Below are 21,389 nucleotides of genomic sequence, written 5' to 3'. Positions count from 1 at the left end.
TTAACAACCGCCTCTGTTCGTGGTGTCCGTGGACTGAGGAGACAATTTTTCATCAATGTTTGTATCATTACTACACAATTCTGACGAAGCATTTCCCGATTTTTTCGACTCATTTTTACGCTTATCTTTGAAATTTTTAGAATTCAAAGAAGTCTCATCTCCAGATTTATAAATAAAAGTAATCTTTGCTGGATCAACAACTCCATCATCAGATATACCTCCAATAATCACTTTCTCTACTAAACTTTCAAAGATTGCACGATCAAACTCGCTAATTAGTTGCTTAGATTTCAACAATTTTCTAAATGGTTCTAAACGTTCTTTAACACCTGAATCTGTATGTAGCCTAACCTCAAGATTTACTTTTGAAGCTGATAGTTTTTCTTTATCCTTTATAATAGCATGGAATTTTTCATCATACAAGTCATCACTGATCCTGCCATCAAGTTTCATTTGGATGATATCTCTTTCTTGCTGTTTCAGTTTTATTAGCTGTTTCTCAATACTTTGTAGCTCTAATTCTAGTGAATTATCACTAATTTCCTCTTCAACTGTTTGTAAAAATAGATCAATAATTTTATCGTTGTTTTGATAAAGCAATCTGAAACTTTCTAAAAAGCTTTCTCAATAGCGGACTCACTAATCCCCTTACTATGCTGACAATGACGTTTACCTTTTTTTATTGCAACTTGACAATGCCAAATAACCTTATGGTAAATCGTTCCACTATGCCAAGAACGTCTTGATAACACAGACTGACAAAATCCGCATTCTAGCATGCTACTGAACGCATACATTCTAGAAAAACGTTGTCGTTTTCCAGAAGTTGAACCAATTCTACCACGTCTCCCTGACCGGCGTAATCTGATTTCTTGTGCTTGATTGAACTCTTCTTCTGTCACAATCGGTTCATGATTCCCTTTTATGTAATATTGGTCCTCTTCGCCATAATTATCTAAACGTCGTTTGCTAATTGGATCTACGGTAAAGGTTTTTCCTTGTAAAACATCTCCTTTGTACTTCTCATTCTTTATTACTCCCAGGATAGTCGTCTCTGCCCAAGATTTATTTCCCCGTGGGGAAGTCACTCCCATCTCCTCCAATTCACGGGCAATGACACGCCCCCCGATTCCCTCTAAGTACCTATCGAATATATAGCGAACAATCTTTGCTTCTTCCTGATTAACTGTAATTTGACGAGTTTCCCAGTCAAAATCATACCCTAAGCAACGGGGACCACCAACAAGTTCTCCTCGTTGCATCTTCATTTTTAGCCCCTTTTTAACATGTGCTGATATATTTTCTACTTCTTGCTGAGCTACGGAACTTAGGATAGTCAACAATAGCTCCCCATCCATAGTTAAAGTATCAATGTTCTCTTCCTCAAAGTAAACTCCAATCTGTTTATCTTTTAGCATACGAACATACTTAAGAGTGTCAAGTGTATTTCTAGCAAACCTTGCAATAGCCTTGGTAACAATATAATCAATTTCACCATTTAAGCAATCGGTTATCAATCTTTGAAAGTCTTGACGTTTGCCAACTTGAGTGCCTGTAATACCTTCATCAGCATAAATATCAACAAGTTGCCAATCTGAACGTTGCGATATATACTCTTTGTAATGTTTCACTTGTGATTCATAACTATTTTTCTGATCTTCACTATCAGTGCTAACCCTACAATAAGCTGCGACTCTCTTTTGAGAAATTTCTATTTTCCCATGATTACGCCGAACATTTTCCTGAGCTCTGATTACTTCGATTTGTTTTACCATATCTCCAAATCCTTTCTACAAAATAGGAAACTCATTGAAAATATTTTACCGCGTTCAACTACTTATGTCCGCTATTTTGTGTTCCCTAATTAGTATTTTTGTATTTCCTATCTAGTTTAGCTTTAATATTTTGATACTCCACTTGGGTAACTAAATTTTTATGAAATAGAAGTTCTAAAAGAGACCTCTGCATTTGATATTCCAATATATCTTGTTTCATATAAATACCTCAAAAATTCATTCCTCCGTGGGTATGATTGGTTAAATCATTCATGGGCATTTCACCCGCTGTCCTTTTACGATGGCAGCCTGAACGGTCAGAAGTATCATTGTCCTTATTTATGGTCATGGCAGATAGAGAACCACTCTATTTTATAGCTAATAATTATCGCTCATATCACCGCGTATTTCACTAAATTGCTCAACAAATAAGAAAGTCCCACCTTGGTCTATTCAGTTTTCAATGAACTAGGATCTATTAATGACTAAATCTATCCATTTCTAAAATATAATCAGTAGTTACCTGATATAATTTTGCTAATTGTTTCAAAAATGGGGTAGGAATATCTTGCTTGCCACTTTCTATTCTAGAATAAGCAGACTGTGAACAATGAAGATATTCCGCAATCTGATTTTGTGACAAATCTTTGTCCTCTCTTAAATTTTTCAATCTGATATACATTAACAATCCTCTTACTATTATTGTAATTCGGTGAAAATAATAATCAGAATTTTATGCGAAATATGCATAAATTAATTTAGAACCTGTATTCACAAAAAAATGTTAAACTAAAGATATGGCACGAAAAGCATATGATACTGATTTAACCAATCAAGAATGGGCTCAACTTGAACCCTATTTCTCCAAACACCGCACCTATAAATGGTCTAAATGAGAACTCATGAATGTAACCCTATATATCACTAAAACAGGCTGCTAATGGCGCATGCTCCCTCATGATTTCCCTCCTTACCCAACTGTCTGGGGTTTCTTTCGTCGTGCCAAGGAGAGCGGACTGTGGGACACCATTTTGATAGAACTGGTTAAAAAAAGCAACTAAATGCTGGTAGAGCAGCCACTCCAACCTATGCTATCATTGATTCTCAAAGCGTGAAAACAGCAGATGCTGCAGAGGAACGTGGGATTGATGGCGGTAAAAAAGTCAAAGGGAGGAAGCGCCACATAGTTGTTGATACCATGGGCAATCTTCTTGATGTGGTGGTTCATGCAGCTAATTTGCACGATACAAAATCAGGCATTTTAGTGGCTCGCAAAGTGATGGTACAATTCCCAACCATCAAGGCTTTTTCAGCCGATGCTGGTTATCGGAAAAGTTTTGAGGAGATGATGATTGAAGAGTTTGGCTGCGCAGTAGATATTTCTGAAAAAATCAAGGGCAACTGGCAAATCATTCCCAAACGTTGGGTTATTGAGCGAACTTTTTCTTGGTTGAATCATTCTCGAAGATTAGCTAAGGATGTTGAAAAATCCGTATCGTCAGAGGTTGCTTTTGTCAAACTATCACACATTAGTCGTCTTTTAGGGGCTCTATAATATTGTGAATACAGGTTCTTAGAATTCTTTAGAACGATAAACATAAACAAGGCCACTAACTACGTCTTCTTAATTAAAAATTCAACAATATCTATAAAAATCACAAATTTTACGCTAAAACTAAATCTTTTCATTTATGTCAAACATATGAACAAATATAACTTTCATACGGCGAAGCGTTATGTAAAAAGATTTTTTATCGAAAATATATGCTATATCTCTGATACTAGAAAAGAGTAGCACAAATTGTGAATAAATATAATTCGTTCCATCCATAATTCTATCCCAGCCAAACTTCTAGCCAGAGAATGTTCTATATCATACACAGTACAGAGGAGTGAAACTTGTGTTTCAGTCATCCATCTAGCTTTCAATAGTTCCCACTTATTGTGTTTTCTCGCACTTGCCATATTCTTACAGGGAAGGGAGCCCAGAACTAATCTCCCTTTCGTGCCAAAGCATCTCTTAGCTCTTCCACAATATGGTCCGACATGATGACTAACATGTGAGCTTTAAAACCATAGTAATAATTCTTTTGCGAGGAATTCCAAATAATATCTGTCTGCCTACCGATATTACGCCCACCCTTATTCTTCTTGGGAAAGTGACACAAACAAGAACTACAATAAAATCATCTATCGTTGCTCGTCCAAAGGCACAAGAAAAACGACTTCTAAACAAGTCGCATTCATTGAAAACTGGATAAACAACGGCACTGCACCCCACTAATGGGAGAGAAGAAAAACACTTTTTATACGACCAGTTTTCTGTAATCTACAGGGGATTGGTCGTTGAATCTCCGTTGAATTCTATTTTCATTATAAATATGATTTAATATTAACAATATCTGTTATACTATCTTTGGTTAAGTTTCTCCAGTTATGGAGATAGAAGGTTCCAGACTTTAGTACGGAATGGAACCATTCGATACAGGCATTATCCGCTGGGGTTCCCTTACGGGACATGGATCGGGTGATGCCTTTTTCTGTACAAGCCTGATAGTATAACCTTGGAAGTGTAACCGATTCACCTGATCACTGTTTAAGATTACTCCTTGAGGAAAATCCAGTTGATTGAGCGTGTCCAGTACAAAGTCTGTATCCTGACAATCTGAAATGGTATAAGCCACAATCTCGCGATCGTAGAGATTCATGATAGAGGATAGGTAAAGTTTACATTTCCCAAAGTATAGATAAGTAATGTCTGCAACAAGCTTCTCCAATGGCTTGTCTGCTTGAAAATCGCGACCTAACTTATTTTTCGTCACATAGTAAGATTTCCCTAAATTTGGGACTTTCTTAGACCGTGTCCGACAGATCCAGCCGTTCTCCTTCATGATACGATAAACTTTCTTACGATTGACGACAAGACTATGAATTTTCTTGAGTAGTCGGCTGATAGTACGATAGCCTTAGATAAACTGATTTTCCATACAGAGTTGTTCTATTTTCTCTACAACCTCATCTCTTTCCTCAGATTGCTCTCCTCTTGCTTTCTAACGGTAGAAAGTGGAGCGTTTGACACCGAAACAGTCCACAATGACAGATACGGGATAGAATTCTCTATCTTCTTCCACAAGCTTGAGAAGACTCACTTTGTCGATTGTCTTACCTAGCTCCGACACTTTTTAGCAGTTCTACCTGCAAACGTAACTGTTCTACTTCAGATAACTGCTCAATCCCTTTGCCGTAGGTGTATTGTTTCCCTACAAGTTAGTGGAAACAATGTAGCTCATCATTCCGATACCAACACCTCCAAGTCTTTACTTGACTGACATTTTTGATACCTAAGGTCTCCATGATGACCTTGTTGAACTTCCCAGCCTTCTTCATTTCGATGCAGGCCAACTTAATTTCTACCGAATACACTTTTTTAACCATAACAAAACACTCCTGTTTCTAGTGTGTACTAGATTTCAACAGGAGTGTTTTTCTTGTGTCTCATTTTTAGGGGCTAGTGCCATGATCTTTTCTTTATACATTAATGTACTTTTTCATTGCTTTTTACTTCCCATATTGAACAATAGTATGGTATAATAGATAGGAAGAAAACGCTGACATTACTTAATACCATGCAGATGTATGCAATAGATACAGGACAGGAAGTAATGCTTCCTGGTGACTACGGTTATAGGTTATCGGGAGACTTATTTTCAGGTGCTTCGGGTGTCCTTCTTGCTCTAGAAGCGATTAGAGGAAAAAGTTGGAAAAGTTGGTTTCCTTTGATACCTGAAACACTAGATTTATTATTCTAATGGAAGAGTTTCAAAATTTATTGAGATATTATATTTTATATAATATAGGGTATTTTTAAGGAAGTCAATACTATTATAATAGATAAATAAGGTAGCTTAACTATAATTAAAAAAGGAGAACGAACATGAAAAACATTTTATCTTTACAACAACTCAAAGTGAAGGAAAACACAAAATTAATGGCTAAATCATCAAAAAGCGTAAACTGTAAGAACAGTAGTCATGCTAGTTGGTTTATTTGTTAATAAAATTTTCCGATAAGATTAATTCTCATTTTTATCTTAACTTTATAGGAGGGATTTAATGAAGAAAGTATTATCTTTGCAAACTATGGTCTCCACTGAACAAGCAAAATTTTGTAATGCTTCTAATCTCAGTGTAATGTGTAAAAAGCAAAGCTCAATTAGTCTATTTTTATGTGTTAAAACAACAAATAAATAGAAAGTATAAAGCTACTATACATATGTTATTATAATAGTTTTGAATTTTATGGGTTTCTCCACTATTCTGAATAATTTATTCGGAATAGTGGAGGCCCTTTTTGATTACTAACTGTAAGATTGATATAGGTCAAACTTACAGTTATTTCTTATCACTTTTCTTCTCTTAAAACCAATAAATTATTTTCTGAATAATTTGAAGAAATCTTTACTGAACTAACTGATTCAACTTTTATCTGTTTTACCGAAAAAAATGTCTTACTATTATAACGAATATTGAAATCATGCTCAGACCCTTTTTTAACATCTTGAAAAGAATCATTATTGATATTAAATTCTGATTTTCTAATTGATTCAATATTTTCTTTTGTGCTCATTATGTAAATATAGCCAGTAAAATCTTTAGTAGATATATCCACATTTTCACCGTTTTTTTGTACTAATACCTGTTTTATTCCTAAACCTTCAGTATCTTCTTTGGGAGTTTCTTGATGAATTTCTGATGTAACATCTTGTACTGTATCACTAATTCCTAGACCACACGATACAAGTATTATTGATGCTAAAAAACCAACTAGAATCATCAATATTTTTTTATTCTTCATTATCTTTACTCCTTTTATATTCAATAATTTCACCGGGTTGGCAATCAAGTTCTCTACAAATATTCAATAATGTCGAAAATCGTATCCCTTTGGCTTTTCCGGTCTTCAAAATTGATAAGTTTGCTTCGGTTATATCAATTCTTTTAGCTAGTTCTTTTGATGTAAGCTTCCTAGACTTAATCACTTCATCTAAATTTATTTTTATTTCTTCCATATCATTAAATTATCTCCTCATTATCCTTCTGTATCTTTTCTCCTTTTTTGAATACGATAATCAATAAATAATTCAATATCAGAAACGATATATTTACAAAATAATTCTTTATTGACAAATCAAATAATCCACTAACATTATCTATGTTCAAGTAATTAAATATTAGGTTAATTGAGAGTTGAAAAATTGTTAAGCAAAGCAAAAACAGAAAAGATTTCTTTAAATATTCTAAATTTTTAAAATTAAAGTATTTACCATCACTAAAATCTATCATCAGAATACTCCAAATTTTTAACAATTTAATAACAATAAAGCACATAGCTATTGTCATAAAAAGAACCAACAAAGGAAAAATAATTGGAATATTGATTATAAAATTTCCATAATCAAATATAAAACTTCCGTGGCTCGTCTGTCCTCCAAAGAAAATTCCCACTACTCCTATTAATAATAGAAAAACAAGCAACCAAATAACATATTGTGCAAGGGATAGACCATAACCGATTATTTTTAAAAATCTGTTCATATAAAACACCTCCATTATTGTGATACAATAATTTATTTTATGAAATTATTGTATCACAATAATGTATTTGTGTCAATTATTTTTAAATATTATTGGAACATAAAAAATGATAGCCAATATTAGATCAAATCAATGTATAGCTATTTATTTTTTATGTGAGTATTATCCAGAAAATCATAACCACCCTTTTTGGTATCTAATCACATATAGTGGGTGGTGGTTTATTTATTTTTCGCACCTCCGGAGCGAAACACGGTAAGCGCCCAATAACCAGGTATCTATCTTAATTGCGCGCCTTTAGTATACTGTTGTAAACAATGATTACAGGAGGTTATTTTGATTTCACAACCTATCGTCCCCTTGGATACACCACAAACTCGTCGGTTTGAATCCAATTCTAGAAATGATGTCTTACTGAAAATCCGACCGGATAAACTTGAACTGACCTTATTTCAATGCCTTAATCAAGACTGGCTAGAAGCTATTTTAAACAAGGTGCTAGGCTATGACAATCCAACTCAGTGATTTAGGACAAGTTTTCTTGGTTTGTGGAAAAACGGATATGAGACAAGGGATTGATTCACTGGTTTATTTGGTGAAAAGTCAATTTGCTTTAGATCCTTTTTCAGAGCAGGTTTTTCTCTTCTGCGGTGGACGTAAAGACCGTTTTAAGGCTCATTACTGGGATGGTCAAGGATTCTGGTTACTCTATAAACGGTTTGAAAATGGAAAACTGACTTGGCCAAACACAGAAACTGACATTAAAACCTTGACCTCTGAACAGGTTGACTGGCTGATGAAGGGATTTTCTATCTCTCCTAAAATAAATCTTGCAAAAAGCCATGATTTCTATTGAAATCATGGCTTTTCTTTCGATATAATAAAAGAAAAATAGCACAAAGAACAATCAAGAGGGCAAGACTATGGACAATGTCATTAAGTTAAATCCCCTACTACTCCAAATTATGAGTGGCAGGAGATTTTTTTCTATGTTAGACTAAAAATAAAAGGGAAAAATCATGTTTGACCAAATTAAAAGTCATTTGCTTAATAGTATTGATGACATCGTTTCAGATGCCAACCAGTTTGTCCGTCAACCAGAAAAAGATTTCAGCCGAAACAGCCCATTGACATGAAAACGATGTTGAAATCTCTCCTTGCCTTGGGTGGCAAGAGTTTAGCTAAAGAACTGCTGGATTTGGACTTTCCCGTCTCTCAGTCTGCTTTCGTTCAACGACGTTATCAGATTAAATTCCAAGCATTTGAAAGGCTTTTTAGAGATTTTACTGCTAAAATCCCCACTGTTAACCCTATGCCAATCTTAGCTGTGGATGTCAGTGATGTCATTTTGCCTAGAAATCGCTTTGATAAGTCGACCTGTATCCAAACGGGGGCAAATCGTACGCTTTACGATTTAGAAAACGGTGTTTATTGTGACCTGCGGATTCAAGACAAGGTCGATCATGATGAACGCGCTGCTTTCTTTGACATGATGGAAAATTCTCCCTTTCGCACGAGCACTTGTCATCATGGATAGAGGCTATAACTCTTACAATGTCATGGCCCATTGCCAAGAGAAAAATTGGTTGTATGTCATCCGAATTCGGGATGGAAATGCCTCCATCAAATCAGGTTTGAACCTGCCTGACACGCCTTGTTTTGATGAACATTTCAACCTCAAACTCTGTCGGAAACAAACCCATGAGATGAAGCAAAACTATCGAGACTTTCCCAACCAATATCACTATTTAACGCATCACTCCCCTTTTGATTTCTTACCGAGCTCTAGTCGAAAAGCAGACCCCATCAGCTTTTATGAGCTAACATTTCGTATGGTACGACTGGAAATCCAACCTGGTTGCTATGAAACCTTAGTTACGAATACAGATGATTCCGTGAAAAAATTAAAAGACCTCTATGCCAGCAGATGGGGCATAGAGACCCGTTTTCGTGACCTTAAATACAGTGTGGGGCTGACTCATTTTCATGCCAAAAAGAAGGAAGGGATTATCCAAGAAATCTATGCACTTTTTATTAATTTTAACTTTTGTAAATGGCTCATCTCACATGTTACCATTAAACAATCAAAGGCGAAAAAAACATATGAAATCAACTTTTCAGACGCTGTTTATGCCTGTCAAAAATTTCTCAGAGGTATCCTTGCTTCCTCCAAATTGAACACCTACATAGCCAAGCATTTATCCATTGTTCGACCCAATCGAACATTTCCAAGAAAGATAAAAAGCCAAAGTCCAGTAAGTTCAAGTTTAGCTTATAGAGTACCATAATTAATGAAAAATGGGAAAAAACCTTCCTTTTGTGCGGCCAAAATGCGATAAAAAGTACCACCTATCCCAGAATATGCACTAATATACGAGTGTAGGAATAGGTTGTTTGATGAAGGATGAGGTTAACTTAATGACATTGAGACTATGGAAGAATTACTAAACATTATCAAACAACAGTCTTCTACAATTAATCATTTATCCAACGAACTTGCTCTCCTTCGTGAACAAGTAGCTTACCTAACTCAAAAACTCTATGAGAAGTCATCAGAAAAGTGACTTATCCGTCTGGTCAAATCAGTCTCTTCGAAGAAGACCAGCTTCCAGAGGAAGATAAGGACTTACCCAGTTGGAACAGAAACGATTACCTATAAACGCAAAAAAGCTAAAGGGGTTCGCCAAGCTATTTTTAACCAATTCACTCCAGAAATAATCCATCAGAAACTAAAGGGTGAAGACTGCATTTGCCCAGACTCTCATAGCGACCTTAAAGAAATTGGTTCTTGTATTCAGAGGCAGGAATTGGTCTTTATTCCTGCCCAATTAAAACGTGTTGTCCATATCCAACATGCCTATAAATGTCAAAACTGTAGTGAAGAGGGGCTCACTGATAAGATTATTAAGGCTCCTATTCCTAAAGCTCCCTTATCACATAGTTTAGATTTTGCATCGATTATTGCTCACACAATCCATCAAAAGTTCAACCTTAAGGTACCCAATTATCGTCAGGAAGAGGATTAGAACAAGATGGGTTTACCGATTAGTCTCAAGGAAATAGCCAACTGGCATATGAGGTCTAGCCAATATTATTTTGATCCGATTTATGACCTTCTACACGAGAAGTTGCTGGAACAACCTGTCCTTCATGCGGATGAAACTTCCTATAAGGTCTTAGAAAGTGATCGACAATTGTCCTATTAGTGGACATTCTTATCTGGGAAGCAGGAAGACCAAGGCATTACCCTCTATCACCATGACTAGCGCCGAAGTGGTTTGGTTGTTCAGGAATTTCTTGGAGATTATGCCGGTTATGTGCAGTTTGACATGTGGAGTGCTTATCGGTAATTAGCTCATGCCAAGTTAGTCGGCTGTTGGGCTCATGTGAGAAGGAAGTTCTTTGAAGCAACACCGAAGCAGGCAGACAAGACTTCTTTATGGGCCAAAGGGTTGGCTTATTGTAAGTAGATGTTTAGCTTAGAAAGAGAATGGAGGCATTATCAGCTGAGGAGAGATACTATAAACGCCAGACAGAGTTAGCTCCCTTAATGACAGAATTCTTCGATTGGTGTAAGCAAGTTGTATTATCCAGGTCAAAGTTAGGTACTGCCTTGGAGTATAGCTTGACATACGAAAGCACCTTCCGAACGGTTTTAGCGGACTGGAATCTCGTTTTGTCGAACAACCTAGCAGGGCGAGCGATAAAGACCCTTGTCATCGGTCGGAAAAATTGGTTATTTTCTCAAAGTTTTGAGGGAGCCAAGGCGACAGCTATTATCTTAAGCCTTTTAGAAACGGCCAAGCGCCACGGACTTGATTCAAAGAAAGGGAACTATATATAAGTTTACACCAAATACAATATGTAGCGTTTTGAAATAACATTTCACTTGATTAAACAACTACATTTAGTGTTTGTGTAAACAAGTATATAGTTCCCCAAAGAAATATATGACATACCTTTAGACCATCTCCCTAACGAGGAGACCCTCGCCAAAAAAGAGGTTCTAGAGGCTTATTTACCATGGCATAAAACCATTCAACATCACTGCAAACAAAAAAGTTCCAAAGTCAGTTAAGTTTGGAACTTTTTCAATATACTCTATTATTGGGCGGTTACGAAACACGAACTGAAAGTCACATAAAAAGCATCTCAAAGCTATTCTAAATACTAGTATAGCTTTGAGATGCCAAATGTAAAAACAAAAATAGAACACTCCCTCCAAAAAAGAATATTGGAAGTAATTCATTAATTAACTGACAGAAGAGATACATACTAATCATTTCTACTTTTTTCCATCCGATTACTTCCTCTTTTTCTTATCTTTAACAAAAAAGTATAAATTAAACAATACCCCCTCACACCTATCCGGTTTTGAGTTCTTTTAGCTTAAATCTTTAAACTTTATTTTAGTGTACACTATCTTCTAATAATTGATTATACAGATTGCAAGATTTTTTTAACTCACTATGCTTTCCGTGATACTCGATTGTTTTATTATTCAATATAACAATTTCATCTGCAGCAGTTATAGTCTTCAATCTGTGCGCAATAACTAGAACAGTCTTTCCTTTCAAATATTTCTCTAAAGTAATTTGAACTAGTTTTTCTGTATGAGTGTCCAAGGCTGATGTTGGCTCATCAAGTAAATATATATCAGCATCCTTTAATATTGCTCTAATAAGAGCAATACGTTGTCTTTGTCCTCCCGAAAGAGTTATTCCCTTCTCTCCAACAATAGTATTATAGCCATATTCTAAATTATCAACAAAAGATTTTAGATCAAATTGTTCTACTAACTTATTTACCTCATCCATAGAGTAGTCTGATATGCCATAAGTTAAATTTTCTAACAATGACCCGAATGATAGATCAATATCTTGTGATAAATAGGCAATTTTACTCCTCCACTTTTTTAATGGAATACTTGTTATATCTTTATTCTGAAAAAAAATTCTTCCATTAGTTGGAGTATAGAATCTTTCAATCAGTGAAAATATGGTTGTTTTTCCAGCGCCACTAACTCCAATAATTGCTGTTGTTTTAAATAATTGAAATTCATAATTTATACCATTAAATACCGTCTTTTCATTTTCACTATAAGAAAACTCAATATCATCGAAAAACAATCCACCTCTATCTGTATTAACACTATCATCAGCTTCTGGAAAATAACTCTTTTCTAAAGGTTCTAAAAGTAACTCTTGTATCTTTTTTACTGAAGCCCTAAATTTTTGATAGTTAGTAAAGAAAGAAATAATTTGTGAGAAAGGATCAGCTAATTGAAATAAGTATACTATACTCGCGACCAGTGCTCCGTTTGATAACGTCCCATTTGATATTCGATATGTACCATAACCAAACGTTATAACTAGAAGTAACATAACAACCATTGATGATATAGGAGAAAGAATACCAAGTACTTTGCCTTCTTGAACTCCAACATTATACAGAGAACTAAACAATTCGCTCTCTTTTCGAAGCTCTGCCTCTTCTGAAGTAGTTGATTTTACTAACCTAATTTTTGAAAGAGTCGATGTTAGATTGTTTTGCAAATTCGAGATACTTTCTCTATATCTCATAGCAATAATATATTCTTGATTCCCAAAATAGCTAGTAATTAAAACAGCTATAGGGACAGCAATACCTAATAATATTGCTAACTTCCAATCTAACACCAAAAGTATTATAATTGAACCAATAATTGATACGATATTTGTAAAAAAAGAACTAACTTGACTATTTAAAAATTCTGATATTTCTTCAGTGTCATGGATAATATTTGTTACAACAGCTCCTGAACGATTTTTATCAAAATACGAAATAGGTAAATTCAAAATGTGATACCATATCTCTACTCGTATTTGTTTTACAATTCTCTCTGATGTTTTATTTATAAAATAAAATGAGAATGCAGTGAAACATAATTCCATAATAAACAGTGAAATAACTAGCATTATATCAGCAACATGTAGCCCATTTTTCATGTTATCAATTAATTTCATAATAAAAATTGGAATACTTAGAGACACAATAGTACCAGTAAATACTAATAAACTTAAAAAGAAAAGATACAAACTACTGGGCATATACTTCTTTAAGAATAAGATGTCTAAATTATTGTTTTTTCTCATAAATACACACTCTCTATACTATACAGCTAGCCTTGAAAATTTTTCAAGGCTAGCTAGGGTATTAATAGGTAAATTTTTATAAAACTATTTTAGCAGAAAAACCAACTATTATTACTACTCATGCGACAATTTAAACTCATGCTAGATTTAGCTCTAGTGCTATCTGTTTTTTTTAATTGTTGTAAAGATAATACTTTCTTCATTAAATCCCTCCTATAAAGTTAAGATAAAAATGAGAATTAATCTTATCGGAAAATTTAATTAACAAATAAACCAACTAGCATGACTACTGTTCTTACAGTTTGTGCTTTTTGATGATTTAGCCATTAATTTCGTGTTTTCCTTTACTTTAAGTTGTTGTAAAGATAAAATGTTTTTCATGTTCGTTCTCCTTTTCAAATTACAGTTAAAACGTCCTAAAAGTTATCCACTATAAAAATAATGATTTACTTAAAAATACCCTATATTATATAAAATATAATATCTCAATAAATTTTGAAACTCTTCCATTAGAATAATAAATCTAGTGTTTCAGGTATCAAAGGAAACCAACTTTTCCAACTTTTTCCTCTAATCGCTTCTAGAGCAAGAAGGACACCCGAAGCACCTGAAAATAAGTCTCCCGATAACCTATAACCGTAGTCACCAGGAAGCATTACTTCCTGTCCTGTATCTATTGCATACATCTGCATGGTATTAAGTAATGTCAGCGTTTTCTTCCTATCTATTATACCATACTCCTGTTCGATAAAGGAAGAAAAAAGTAAAAAACCAGCGAATCCCCTAAATAACCCACTATTATAGCAACAAATTGTCGAAGACAATGGTAAAGTTTGTTCAAATTTTTTAAAGTAAAATTCATTGTTTGTCTGCTTTGCGAGAGAAAGTAGAGCAATTGCAACACCTACTCCTCCACCTGCTAAATATGGAAGCAGCCTTTGCTCATCCTCTATATGCAGAATTCCCTCATCATCTAAGGTACAACTATCTAGTTCTCTACTCATCATGTCCTCAGCATAGTTAAGCCACTCTTTATTTCTAGTCACTTTATATAAAGCATTGAAAAAAATCGTAGCTCCACTCCATCCATCAAATAATCCTTTAGAAAAGAAATCAGGATCTTTTGAATAGATATCAACATTGCTAATAAATACTTTTTTAATTATACCAGCAACATTAATCGCCTTCTCCAAGTAGGCGGTGTCATTTAACGAAGAGTAAAATGATAAAAATGCAAGTCCAATCCCAGATAGACCAGTCATGATGGTAATATCTGAAGTTTCGTCTGAAATATTAATTGAATCTATAATTTCCTTTGAACGTTGAATCTCTCCTAACTCAAATAAGATACAAGCAATTCCTGATTTCCCAGAAAAAAGTCCATAATCTAATTCAGATAAATACTTTTCTTTTGAATATCTAAGTGCCCATTCTTTAATGGAAGGGGGAGTTTTTCCAGTTCTAATCAATGACATCACTACCCCAAAACCACCGGTTAAAACATTATATATTCCTCCCGAATATTCAAATTGTCTTATATCTCCCGGAATCAACTGCTTTTTACGAGGTTGTAGGTGTGACACTATCCCTTGACGAACTTTTAATATTAAATTTTCTAAGTCATACTCCTGATGATTGTCTTGATTATCAGAATTATACATACGCTTAGCTAAAGGAAGAAGTTTTTTAAAGTAATAACGTAATCGTATGCCTCTCTACCAAATGTTATTAAAATCCATTTGTCCATTTTTCTTTCATTTTTAATTTCAATATCTTGAATTGGAGCAATTGGAACTAACATAGAATATACAATTCTATAGAAGCTAAACCAGTCTGATTGTTTACGTGTTTTAGAGTACTTTGAAACAAATCCCGGAGTAGCTAAACTTGGAGAATACTCATCATTAATTGGCCCGGCAGTTTCAAAATCAATAAACTTGATTTCCAATGTATCATTGTTAATTAGTATATTAGATGGTGATAAATCTCCTATTCCAATATGTTTATTATGTATTTTTTGTAAACCAATTTTTATTTTTTCCGTGATATCCAACACCTTGTGAAGATAAGTTTGCTTTTTTCCTCCGAACCATTAAACGGATAATGCTGAGCAATCCAAGATTGAAGAGGTATACCGTTCACTACTTCCTCAACCAAATAAACATTCTCCCATGCTTTAAAAAATTCATATACATCCACAACTTCATCAACCTCTGACAATTTAGACAGAGTATCAAATTCCGTCGACAATCTTTTAAATCCGTCTTTTCCCGTACTATCTAGACCCGCTTCTGGTCTTCCTTCCTTTATTATCACTTTTTTTCCAGAAGATATAATGGTTGCTTTATAAACTCCACCTCCATTACTAAAATGCATAGCTTCATATATATTATAGGCATCTAATCTACTTGCATCCAAAGACCTACTTTCTTTTTCCAATTCCATCAACTTTAATTTCTCCGGAACTTCGACAAAGGAAGGTACTACATATCCAGGGATACGTTGATCTGGTATGATTTCTCCGTATTCATTAATTATACCAGATTCTCCCTCTCGAGTATGCATTTCTAAAAAACCACCATATCTAAAATATACATTTCCAAAGAACCAACGATTATCATTTAATATATAAGCTCCGTTTTCCAATCCAGAAAGTGCCTCATTCAATTCATCAAGCAAAGTATAAAATAAATAATCCGTCGCAGGATATATAGTAATAAATTTTCCTGAAGCACTTCTATCACCATATTTTGAATTTTTTACAAACAAATCCCATGTGCTCATTACAAATTTAAAATGAGTATTCCTAGAAATTAATATGTTTGATACAATGTCTAGTGTCTTTTGAGTGTTTTCTAATGTGGAACTAATATGTATTTTCCAGCCTTGTGGAGGTATAGGAATCCCAAATGGTCCACAATAGTGCCAGTGCTTTTCTTTATCAATTTTTGAATACCATCCCTCTGGCAAATTTTCCACATGAAGCAAAGTCTTCTTTTTGTTAACCTCTCCTGCTCGCTTATAAAATTTATAATTTGGGGTTAAATACATTTCATACCGTAAATCCATCGTTATCCTCCACTTCTATGATTTCCAGCTATGAATTACCATAAATTCTGGTTCAACTTTTTTATCTCCTGTAAGAAAATCAAGAATGATTTCGAAATCTTTATTCCATGGTGCACACCACAAAATTCCCTTTTCTGATACAAAAGATAAACTAATCGTCCCAACAATATTCAAACCATCTTTATTTTGACATATTAATGGTCCTCCCGACATACCTTCCTTTTTATTAGTTCTTATTCCTATTAAATTCGAGGAATATAAGCTGTCGCTAATTCCATTATTATCTTTCTTTATATATAATTTATTTCTGAATAATATTTTTCCAGGAAACCCAACAATCATAAATTTCTTATCAATTAAAGGTGCAAAACATGGTGTCAAATACATCCTATCCAAATTTGAAAAACTATCAGCACAGTTGATATTAAAAAAAGCAATATCGTATTCTGGTGCATATAAGCTCGGCCAAAATTTATGTAAAAAAACATCACCAAGGATATATTCCTTTTTACTACTTGGCTGAGTAAATTTAAAATCTGTATAGAACGTATCTTCATCTATGTTATAAACACAGTGTGCTGCTGTTGCTAAAATCCATCTCTCCTTATAGTGGAAAATACAGCCTGTTCCCTTTTGCCTTCCGTTACCTATCCCTCTATATGAAAGAATTCCAATATACATCTCGATTTTTTCTCGCATACTCTCCTCCGTAAAAGAAAACGCTTACTTGCCTTATTATAACATTTTTTTACCATTATTCAATCAAGAAGAAACTATATATCACGCCGTACGCATGAAAACTTTCTTTTCTACTTTTGAACGTGAATTTTGCTATTCTAACCCCAAGACCTATCTTTGCACTATCACATTATCCTCGACTTCCGAATAATTGTGGCAAACAATCCTCCAAATGGATAGAAATATAGCCTTGTTTACGGCGATAGCTGAGCTTCTCCTTAGGAAAGGTCAGCATTTGTAAGAGATGAAGACAAGCCTTACGAATAGCGTTCAAATTAAACATGGCTCGTTTATCTAAGGTTGGGTTTTTATCTTCTCGGTAAACCACATCTAACAACCAATGCAAAATCTCAACCGACCAATGACCACGAACTATCGAAAGTCTGCACATCCCCCTTGAAACTGAAGATAAAATAACGAACTTCTTCCGTGATGACGACATCTTTATCAAGGGTATTCTTAGTCATACCAGTTCCACGAAGCTTCTTCCATTTGGGGTGTCGTTGTCTTAGCCATTTCACATCGTGAGAAAGCCAGTAATCCCTTACCTCAATCTGACTGCGTGCCTTTTCGATGGTCTGATAATGACAGCCGCTTTCTGTCAACTTAGAGAATAATTTGGAATCACTAAAATAAAGGCAAATATCTTCTTGAAGACTCCTTTGATTGCCAAGCAATAGCCTCCTCTGCCTCTTACAATCGTAACTACGATGTTGGGCTAAGTTCCCATAGCATCAATCGTAACGACACTCTTGCGAAGGTCTAACTGACACAAGAGACGAGGAATGGCAGTAATCTCATTGCTTTTATTATCAACAGCTACCTGGCCATTCGTCCCTTCATAAGCAGTGACAATATGAGTTGGAGATTGAGACTTCCCTCGGTTCCCACAAATCGTTTTTCTATCAATGGCAATCAATTTGAAAAAAACAGTCGCTTCTGAACTGGCTTCGAAGGACAGCTTCAGTTCTTTTATGAAATCGGGATTAACCAGATTCACGACACGTTCCAAGGTATCGTGAGAAGGATAACCAATACTTAAATCAACATACTCTCCTAAAATCGACTCGTTCATTTCTATGAAATCTTCCATTTCTTTCTACGTTTCAATTCCGGCCAATTGACAAGCGAAAAAAGAAAGAGAATCGTAGATAAAGGATATCGAATCTTCCAAGCTTGACGACTATCATACTCCGCTTGGCACTCTTCTATAGATAAAAGAAAATCAATCATTGTAAGTCACCTATATTCTAATGAACTACTTTGATTGATTTTGGAGTATGATTTTCGATTTCTGAAAACAAAATTTTCTTTATGTATTTGTTGGAAGCTATATGCTATATAAAGAAATTAATCAATTATTTCATATTTGTCAACTTCTCTATCATGACCGTTTCTCCAATTTAACCCTTGCCTATTTAATATCTTTCTAAATGTTTCTAATCTTCTTACAACATCCTCATACTCATCAAGATAATGACCTAGTTCCTCTTGCAACACTTTTATTTCCTCGTTCACTTGTTCTACTGTAATTGATTCTGTTAAATTCAGTTTTGAAAAGTCATACCTTGCTAATTTTCGACTATTCGGGTCTTCACTCTTTAGGTTGATAAGCACTTCCGCAATCTTGTCTAAGGTAGTGATTTTTTCATTAGTTTGATTCAGTTTGATATCTAGCTCTGCTATTTCTGCAACCAGGTCGTCTTTAACATCCAGGTATTTTTTGTCTGTCTCGGTTAGCTCAATCAAGAGGTTAATCTCAGTAATCTTTTCTTGAATTCTTTCAACAGTCGGTCGTCTGTACGGTATTGCTCGACTATCGTTGGTTAGCTGTCTAATCAAGGTTCGCCCTTTAATATACTGATTCTTATCCGAATATTCTTTGTTATAGACAAAATATGAGGTTGTCTCACGGATATAAACTTTATATTTTTTCTGATTCTCTTCTTCAATGATATCTAATTGATAATTGGGAATGAAAATAAGACCGCTCTGCTTTATACCAAAAGACACCTTGATATAAACGCCATCATCAACCAACTTCTCAATTTGATGCTCTGCAAGTTCCACCTCAAATTCATGAACGGCATCTCGTTTTTCCTTAAATGTTTCAAAGCATTCTTCAATCTCTTCAGTGGATACCTTATCCTTATCTCGTTCTTCTTGAAAAGCATGGTACTGTTCCTGTAAATTTTCTAATCCTTCTGAATCACCGACTTCCATATTTTTAAAGTAATCTTGAAAAAAATTGACATCATATAATTTCTTGTCACTTATTTTTTTATGACTCAGACTTATCTGCTTGCCATTCTCTTCAAGAGTAAAGACAACATTTTTTTGTTTCAAGTCAATGGTTAGATTCAATTCTTTCGCTTTTGTCAGTAATGCTTTTAAAGAATTGACACGGTTCAATAAAAATTCTAAACGATTCTCAATCTCTTGCTTGGCAAAATGTGTACGGAAAAAGTCTTCATCATATAAATCTCGTTTGCTGAGTTGGCGTCCTCGAATTGGTTTTGTCATTGCTCTATCCGTCATTATGAATCGACTATGCTTCTGAGTGAAATCAATATGAACATGTAACTGCTCTGCTTTTTCCAAAAAATTATCAAAGGACTTTGAGTGCTGCATCAAAAAATAAAGACGTTGCTTTAATTCAAATTTATGACTAGACTGCCTATATTTTTGATAGTCACGATACGAGTAACGCTTCTCGATAATTTTTGCTCCTGCCATTTTAGAAATACGGTCTGAAATCATACGAAGGTTTCGTTCCAAGGCATAATTCCATATCAACTTTTTATCTGAATTACGGTCAATAGCATTGATTAGGATGTGATTATGAACATGATCTTTGTCTGTATGAGTCGCTACGATGAAACGAAAACGACCTCCTGTTAATTCCATCATGGTCTCATAACCAATGCGGTTAATTGCTTCAGGTGTCAGATTATCCTCGGGAGAAAATGATTGTATGAGGTGATGGGCATGAATATTTTGTTGGTGTTTTTCTTGTCGGTCATTTCTAGATTCGTACAACTTGTCGTTATTGGTAAAGTTGACATTGTACATTTCTACCATTTCTTCATAGCTAGGAAAGTCTAAGTAATTGCTCATGCCAAAATCAGATACCAATTTCAAATTGTCCGTTTTATCGGGATTGAGGATATACTTAATCAGACGCCTACGATATTTTTTTCCATGTGTCGCAAAGTGTTTAGTGACTACCATGAAACTCCTTCAGTCTTTTCACTTCCACTTGAAATTCTTTCTCTACTCCAGTAATTAATTCACTAACTCCCTTACTTAATTCTTGTAACTGTTCCTGGGAAATCAGATGGCTTTGATTGATGGCACGCGCAATTTGATTAATGTTATTTCCAATCCGTCTCAATTCAAATACTAACTGGTCATAGGTATCCGTGTTAATGGTGATAAATGACATATTGGGATTCAGCAACACTTTTCTGGCATAGACTGAAAAATTTTGACAATGACTCTTAGTAATTCGTTCATTCAATTGATGTAACTCTGAATCTGTTAAAAATACTTTTTTGAGATTGGTACGATAGCGATAAACCATTACACCCTCCTAGCCCATATATTTTTCACGAAACTCACGACTGAGTGGTTGTACTTGATTGACTTCCTCAATCAATTCTTGAACGCAGGTCAATAAGATTGACACGTGTTCTTGAGTCACTTGGTGATTTTCTCTTGCGACAACTAGGACTTCATGCACATCTCGACTAATTTGTTCAAACTTTTGAGATTGCCAAAGAGAAAACCAACTTTCAAAAATTCTATCCTGATAATTCTTTTTCAACAAATTTTGACGAAGAAATTCTGAGAAACTATCCAGTTTTTGTTCCCTCATCATTTCTTTGATCTGTTTTTCTTCTTGTCTCGTGATTCTAAATTGCTTACGAATCAACTTAATTTCTTGTCCCATCCTACTATCCTTTCAACATTATACTTGTCTGACAGTGTCAGGCTGCCTCACATTGTCAGTACGATTCCTAAAGACTTCGCTCTCTTCTTGTTCGGTCTTTGCGAGCTCAGGCATTGTGGTCACAATA

Annotated in this window: 20 protein-coding genes and 7 pseudogenes; 9 read left to right on the top strand and 18 right to left on the bottom strand. The window is 34.7% G+C overall.

Annotation, left to right across the window (positions count from 1 at the left end; all coding sequences use genetic code 11):
• From AB1F57_RS03430 to AB1F57_RS03420, 3 genes and pseudogenes are all read right to left on the bottom strand, one after another.
• Positions 1-1,775 (bottom strand): annotated as a pseudogene (locus AB1F57_RS03430) (recombinase family protein).
• Positions 1,776-1,860: 85 nt separating this feature from the next.
• A complete protein-coding gene (locus tag AB1F57_RS03425) occupies positions 1,861-1,968 on the bottom strand; it encodes a hypothetical protein (RefSeq protein WP_367986326.1) in 108 nt (35 codons plus the stop codon).
• 285 nt (positions 1,969-2,253) lie between these two features.
• Positions 2,254-2,457, bottom strand: a complete 204-nt coding sequence (locus AB1F57_RS03420) for a helix-turn-helix domain-containing protein (protein ID WP_143877629.1) — start codon at positions 2,455-2,457, stop codon at positions 2,254-2,256.
• 265 nt (positions 2,458-2,722) lie between these two features.
• Between AB1F57_RS03420 and AB1F57_RS03415 the strand changes: the two genes are divergently transcribed.
• Both AB1F57_RS03415 and AB1F57_RS03410 read left to right on the top strand, forming a co-directional pair.
• A complete protein-coding gene (locus AB1F57_RS03415; protein WP_333779916.1) occupies positions 2,723-2,836 on the top strand; it encodes a hypothetical protein in 114 nt (37 codons plus the stop codon).
• Between the two features lie 11 nt (positions 2,837-2,847).
• Positions 2,848-3,330: pseudogene (locus AB1F57_RS03410) on the top strand (IS5 family transposase); the annotation flags it as partial.
• A gap of 751 nt (positions 3,331-4,081) precedes the next feature.
• Here AB1F57_RS03410 and AB1F57_RS03405 read toward each other — a convergent pair.
• Positions 4,082-5,210 (bottom strand): annotated as a pseudogene (locus AB1F57_RS03405) (IS3 family transposase).
• Positions 5,211-5,709: 499 nt separating this feature from the next.
• On the opposite strand from AB1F57_RS03405, the gene AB1F57_RS03400 reads away from it, so the two are divergent.
• Both AB1F57_RS03400 and AB1F57_RS03395 read left to right on the top strand, forming a co-directional pair.
• A complete protein-coding gene (locus tag AB1F57_RS03400; RefSeq protein ID WP_201448055.1) occupies positions 5,710-5,829 on the top strand; it encodes a class III lanthipeptide in 120 nt (39 codons plus the stop codon).
• Between the two features lie 58 nt (positions 5,830-5,887).
• Positions 5,888-6,025, top strand: coding sequence for a class III lanthipeptide (locus AB1F57_RS03395; protein ID WP_159723574.1), 138 nt, complete (start codon positions 5,888-5,890; stop codon positions 6,023-6,025).
• A gap of 151 nt (positions 6,026-6,176) precedes the next feature.
• Here the strand turns inward: AB1F57_RS03395 and AB1F57_RS03390 are convergent, their stop codons facing one another.
• Genes AB1F57_RS03390 through AB1F57_RS03380 form a run of 3 tightly spaced genes read right to left on the bottom strand, consistent with a single transcriptional unit; the run spans position 6,177 to position 7,369 of the window.
• The gene (locus AB1F57_RS03390) at positions 6,177-6,629 is read right to left on the bottom strand and encodes a hypothetical protein (RefSeq protein ID WP_170242987.1); all 453 of its coding nucleotides are present in this window, start codon (positions 6,627-6,629) and stop codon (positions 6,177-6,179) included.
• Positions 6,619-6,843: a helix-turn-helix transcriptional regulator gene (locus AB1F57_RS03385; RefSeq protein ID WP_117647129.1), complete on the bottom strand. Its 225-nt coding sequence runs from the start codon at positions 6,841-6,843 to the stop codon at positions 6,619-6,621. Before AB1F57_RS03385 ends, AB1F57_RS03390 begins: the two co-directional genes overlap by 11 nt.
• A gap of 4 nt (positions 6,844-6,847) precedes the next feature.
• Positions 6,848-7,369 carry a DUF2975 domain-containing protein gene (locus AB1F57_RS03380; protein ID WP_170242986.1) on the bottom strand — a complete coding sequence of 174 codons (522 nt, stop codon included), beginning with the start codon at positions 7,367-7,369 and terminating at the stop codon, positions 6,848-6,850.
• Positions 7,370-7,708: 339 nt separating this feature from the next.
• Here AB1F57_RS03380 and AB1F57_RS03375 point away from each other — a divergent pair, with 339 nt between their 5' ends.
• From AB1F57_RS03375 to AB1F57_RS03355, 5 genes and pseudogenes are all read left to right on the top strand, one after another.
• Positions 7,709-7,894, top strand: coding sequence for a hypothetical protein (locus tag AB1F57_RS03375; RefSeq protein ID WP_159723591.1), 186 nt, complete (start codon positions 7,709-7,711; stop codon positions 7,892-7,894).
• Complete coding sequence (gene tnpB, locus AB1F57_RS03370; RefSeq protein WP_170242985.1) at positions 7,875-8,225, top strand: IS66 family insertion sequence element accessory protein TnpB; 351 nt, start codon at positions 7,875-7,877, stop codon at positions 8,223-8,225. Before AB1F57_RS03375 ends, tnpB begins: the two co-directional genes overlap by 20 nt.
• 163 nt (positions 8,226-8,388) lie before the next feature.
• Positions 8,389-9,657 (top strand): annotated as a pseudogene (locus AB1F57_RS03365) (IS4 family transposase).
• A 144-nt stretch (positions 9,658-9,801) separates the two neighbouring features.
• Positions 9,802-10,028: pseudogene (locus AB1F57_RS03360) on the top strand (transposase).
• Positions 9,943-11,198 (top strand): annotated as a pseudogene (locus AB1F57_RS03355) (IS66 family transposase); the annotation flags it as partial. The pseudogenes AB1F57_RS03360 and AB1F57_RS03355, both read left to right, overlap by 86 nt.
• A 580-nt stretch (positions 11,199-11,778) precedes the next feature.
• On the opposite strand, the gene AB1F57_RS03350 reads toward AB1F57_RS03355, so the two are convergent.
• The 11 genes and pseudogenes from AB1F57_RS03350 to AB1F57_RS03300 all read right to left on the bottom strand — a co-directional run bounded on the left by AB1F57_RS03350 (position 11,779) and on the right by AB1F57_RS03300 (position 21,262).
• Complete coding sequence (locus AB1F57_RS03350) at positions 11,779-13,458, bottom strand: ABC transporter ATP-binding protein (RefSeq protein WP_249338958.1); 1,680 nt, start codon at positions 13,456-13,458, stop codon at positions 11,779-11,781.
• A gap of 134 nt (positions 13,459-13,592) precedes the next feature.
• A complete protein-coding gene (locus AB1F57_RS03345) occupies positions 13,593-13,706 on the bottom strand; it encodes a class III lanthipeptide (protein ID WP_201448058.1) in 114 nt (37 codons plus the stop codon).
• Between the two features lie 58 nt (positions 13,707-13,764).
• Positions 13,765-13,884 carry a class III lanthipeptide gene (locus AB1F57_RS03340; RefSeq protein ID WP_201448057.1) on the bottom strand — a complete coding sequence of 40 codons (120 nt, stop codon included), beginning with the start codon at positions 13,882-13,884 and terminating at the stop codon, positions 13,765-13,767.
• 128 nt (positions 13,885-14,012) lie between these two features.
• Positions 14,013-15,164 carry a lanthionine synthetase C family protein gene (locus tag AB1F57_RS03335; protein WP_367986086.1) on the bottom strand — a complete coding sequence of 384 codons (1,152 nt, stop codon included), beginning with the start codon at positions 15,162-15,164 and terminating at the stop codon, positions 14,013-14,015.
• Positions 15,165-15,172: 8 nt separating this feature from the next.
• Complete coding sequence (locus AB1F57_RS03330; protein ID WP_367986085.1) at positions 15,173-15,559, bottom strand: hypothetical protein; 387 nt, start codon at positions 15,557-15,559, stop codon at positions 15,173-15,175.
• Positions 15,535-16,572: a hypothetical protein gene (locus AB1F57_RS03325; RefSeq protein WP_367986083.1), complete on the bottom strand. Its 1,038-nt coding sequence runs from the start codon at positions 16,570-16,572 to the stop codon at positions 15,535-15,537. The genes AB1F57_RS03330 and AB1F57_RS03325 overlap by 25 nt, the downstream gene beginning before the upstream one ends.
• A 15-nt stretch (positions 16,573-16,587) precedes the next feature.
• Positions 16,588-17,271 (bottom strand): serine protease, encoded by a 684-nt coding sequence (locus tag AB1F57_RS03320; protein ID WP_170242981.1) that lies wholly within the window; start codon positions 17,269-17,271, stop codon positions 16,588-16,590.
• Positions 17,272-17,440: 169 nt separating this feature from the next.
• A pseudogene (locus AB1F57_RS03315) lies at positions 17,441-18,543 on the bottom strand (ISAs1 family transposase).
• A gap of 117 nt (positions 18,544-18,660) precedes the next feature.
• Positions 18,661-20,541, bottom strand: a complete 1,881-nt coding sequence (locus tag AB1F57_RS03310) for an SAG1250 family conjugative relaxase (RefSeq protein ID WP_170242980.1) — start codon at positions 20,539-20,541, stop codon at positions 18,661-18,663.
• Positions 20,528-20,893, bottom strand: a complete 366-nt coding sequence (locus AB1F57_RS03305) for a MobC family plasmid mobilization relaxosome protein (RefSeq protein ID WP_170242979.1) — start codon at positions 20,891-20,893, stop codon at positions 20,528-20,530. The genes AB1F57_RS03310 and AB1F57_RS03305 overlap by 14 nt, the downstream gene beginning before the upstream one ends.
• Positions 20,894-20,902: 9 nt before the next feature.
• Positions 20,903-21,262, bottom strand: coding sequence for an SAG1252 family conjugative relaxosome accessory protein (locus tag AB1F57_RS03300; RefSeq protein ID WP_170242978.1), 360 nt, complete (start codon positions 21,260-21,262; stop codon positions 20,903-20,905).
• Between the last annotated feature and the right edge of the window lie 127 nt (positions 21,263-21,389).

Source organism: Streptococcus nasisuis, from assembly GCF_040836615.1.
Taxonomy (GTDB): domain Bacteria; phylum Bacillota; class Bacilli; order Lactobacillales; family Streptococcaceae; genus Streptococcus; species Streptococcus suis_V.
The sequence above is the reverse complement of the archived record's forward strand: the minus strand, read 5'-3'. Positions and strand labels throughout refer to the sequence as shown.

What these genes read in the sequence shown, in the direction of transcription:
- AB1F57_RS03425 (WP_367986326.1), bottom strand. Translation starts at nt 1,968, where the DNA reads ATGCAGAGGTCTCTTTTAGAACTTCTATTTCATAAAAATTTAGTTACC.
- AB1F57_RS03420 (WP_143877629.1), bottom strand. Translation starts at nt 2,457, where the DNA reads ATGTATATCAGATTGAAAAATTTAAGAGAGGACAAAGATTTGTCACAA.
- AB1F57_RS03415 (WP_333779916.1), top strand. Translation starts at nt 2,723, where the DNA reads ATGCTCCCTCATGATTTCCCTCCTTACCCAACTGTCTGGGGTTTCTTT.
- AB1F57_RS03400 (WP_201448055.1), top strand. Translation starts at nt 5,710, where the DNA reads ATGAAAAACATTTTATCTTTACAACAACTCAAAGTGAAGGAAAACACA.
- AB1F57_RS03395 (WP_159723574.1), top strand. Translation starts at nt 5,888, where the DNA reads ATGAAGAAAGTATTATCTTTGCAAACTATGGTCTCCACTGAACAAGCA.
- AB1F57_RS03390 (WP_170242987.1), bottom strand. Translation starts at nt 6,629, where the DNA reads ATGAAGAATAAAAAAATATTGATGATTCTAGTTGGTTTTTTAGCATCA.
- AB1F57_RS03385 (WP_117647129.1), bottom strand. Translation starts at nt 6,843, where the DNA reads ATGGAAGAAATAAAAATAAATTTAGATGAAGTGATTAAGTCTAGGAAG.
- AB1F57_RS03380 (WP_170242986.1), bottom strand. Translation starts at nt 7,369, where the DNA reads ATGAACAGATTTTTAAAAATAATCGGTTATGGTCTATCCCTTGCACAA.
- tnpB (WP_170242985.1), top strand. Translation starts at nt 7,875, where the DNA reads ATGACAATCCAACTCAGTGATTTAGGACAAGTTTTCTTGGTTTGTGGA.
- AB1F57_RS03350 (WP_249338958.1), bottom strand. Translation starts at nt 13,458, where the DNA reads ATGCCCAGTAGTTTGTATCTTTTCTTTTTAAGTTTATTAGTATTTACT.
- AB1F57_RS03345 (WP_201448058.1), bottom strand. Translation starts at nt 13,706, where the DNA reads ATGAAGAAAGTATTATCTTTACAACAATTAAAAAAAACAGATAGCACT.
- AB1F57_RS03340 (WP_201448057.1), bottom strand. Translation starts at nt 13,884, where the DNA reads ATGAAAAACATTTTATCTTTACAACAACTTAAAGTAAAGGAAAACACG.
- AB1F57_RS03335 (WP_367986086.1), bottom strand. Translation starts at nt 15,164, where the DNA reads ATGTATAATTCTGATAATCAAGACAATCATCAGGAGTATGACTTAGAA.
- AB1F57_RS03325 (WP_367986083.1), bottom strand. Translation starts at nt 16,572, where the DNA reads ATGGATTTACGGTATGAAATGTATTTAACCCCAAATTATAAATTTTAT.
- AB1F57_RS03320 (WP_170242981.1), bottom strand. Translation starts at nt 17,271, where the DNA reads ATGCGAGAAAAAATCGAGATGTATATTGGAATTCTTTCATATAGAGGG.
- AB1F57_RS03310 (WP_170242980.1), bottom strand. Translation starts at nt 20,541, where the DNA reads ATGGTAGTCACTAAACACTTTGCGACACATGGAAAAAAATATCGTAGG.
- AB1F57_RS03305 (WP_170242979.1), bottom strand. Translation starts at nt 20,893, where the DNA reads ATGGTTTATCGCTATCGTACCAATCTCAAAAAAGTATTTTTAACAGAT.
- AB1F57_RS03300 (WP_170242978.1), bottom strand. Translation starts at nt 21,262, where the DNA reads ATGGGACAAGAAATTAAGTTGATTCGTAAGCAATTTAGAATCACGAGA.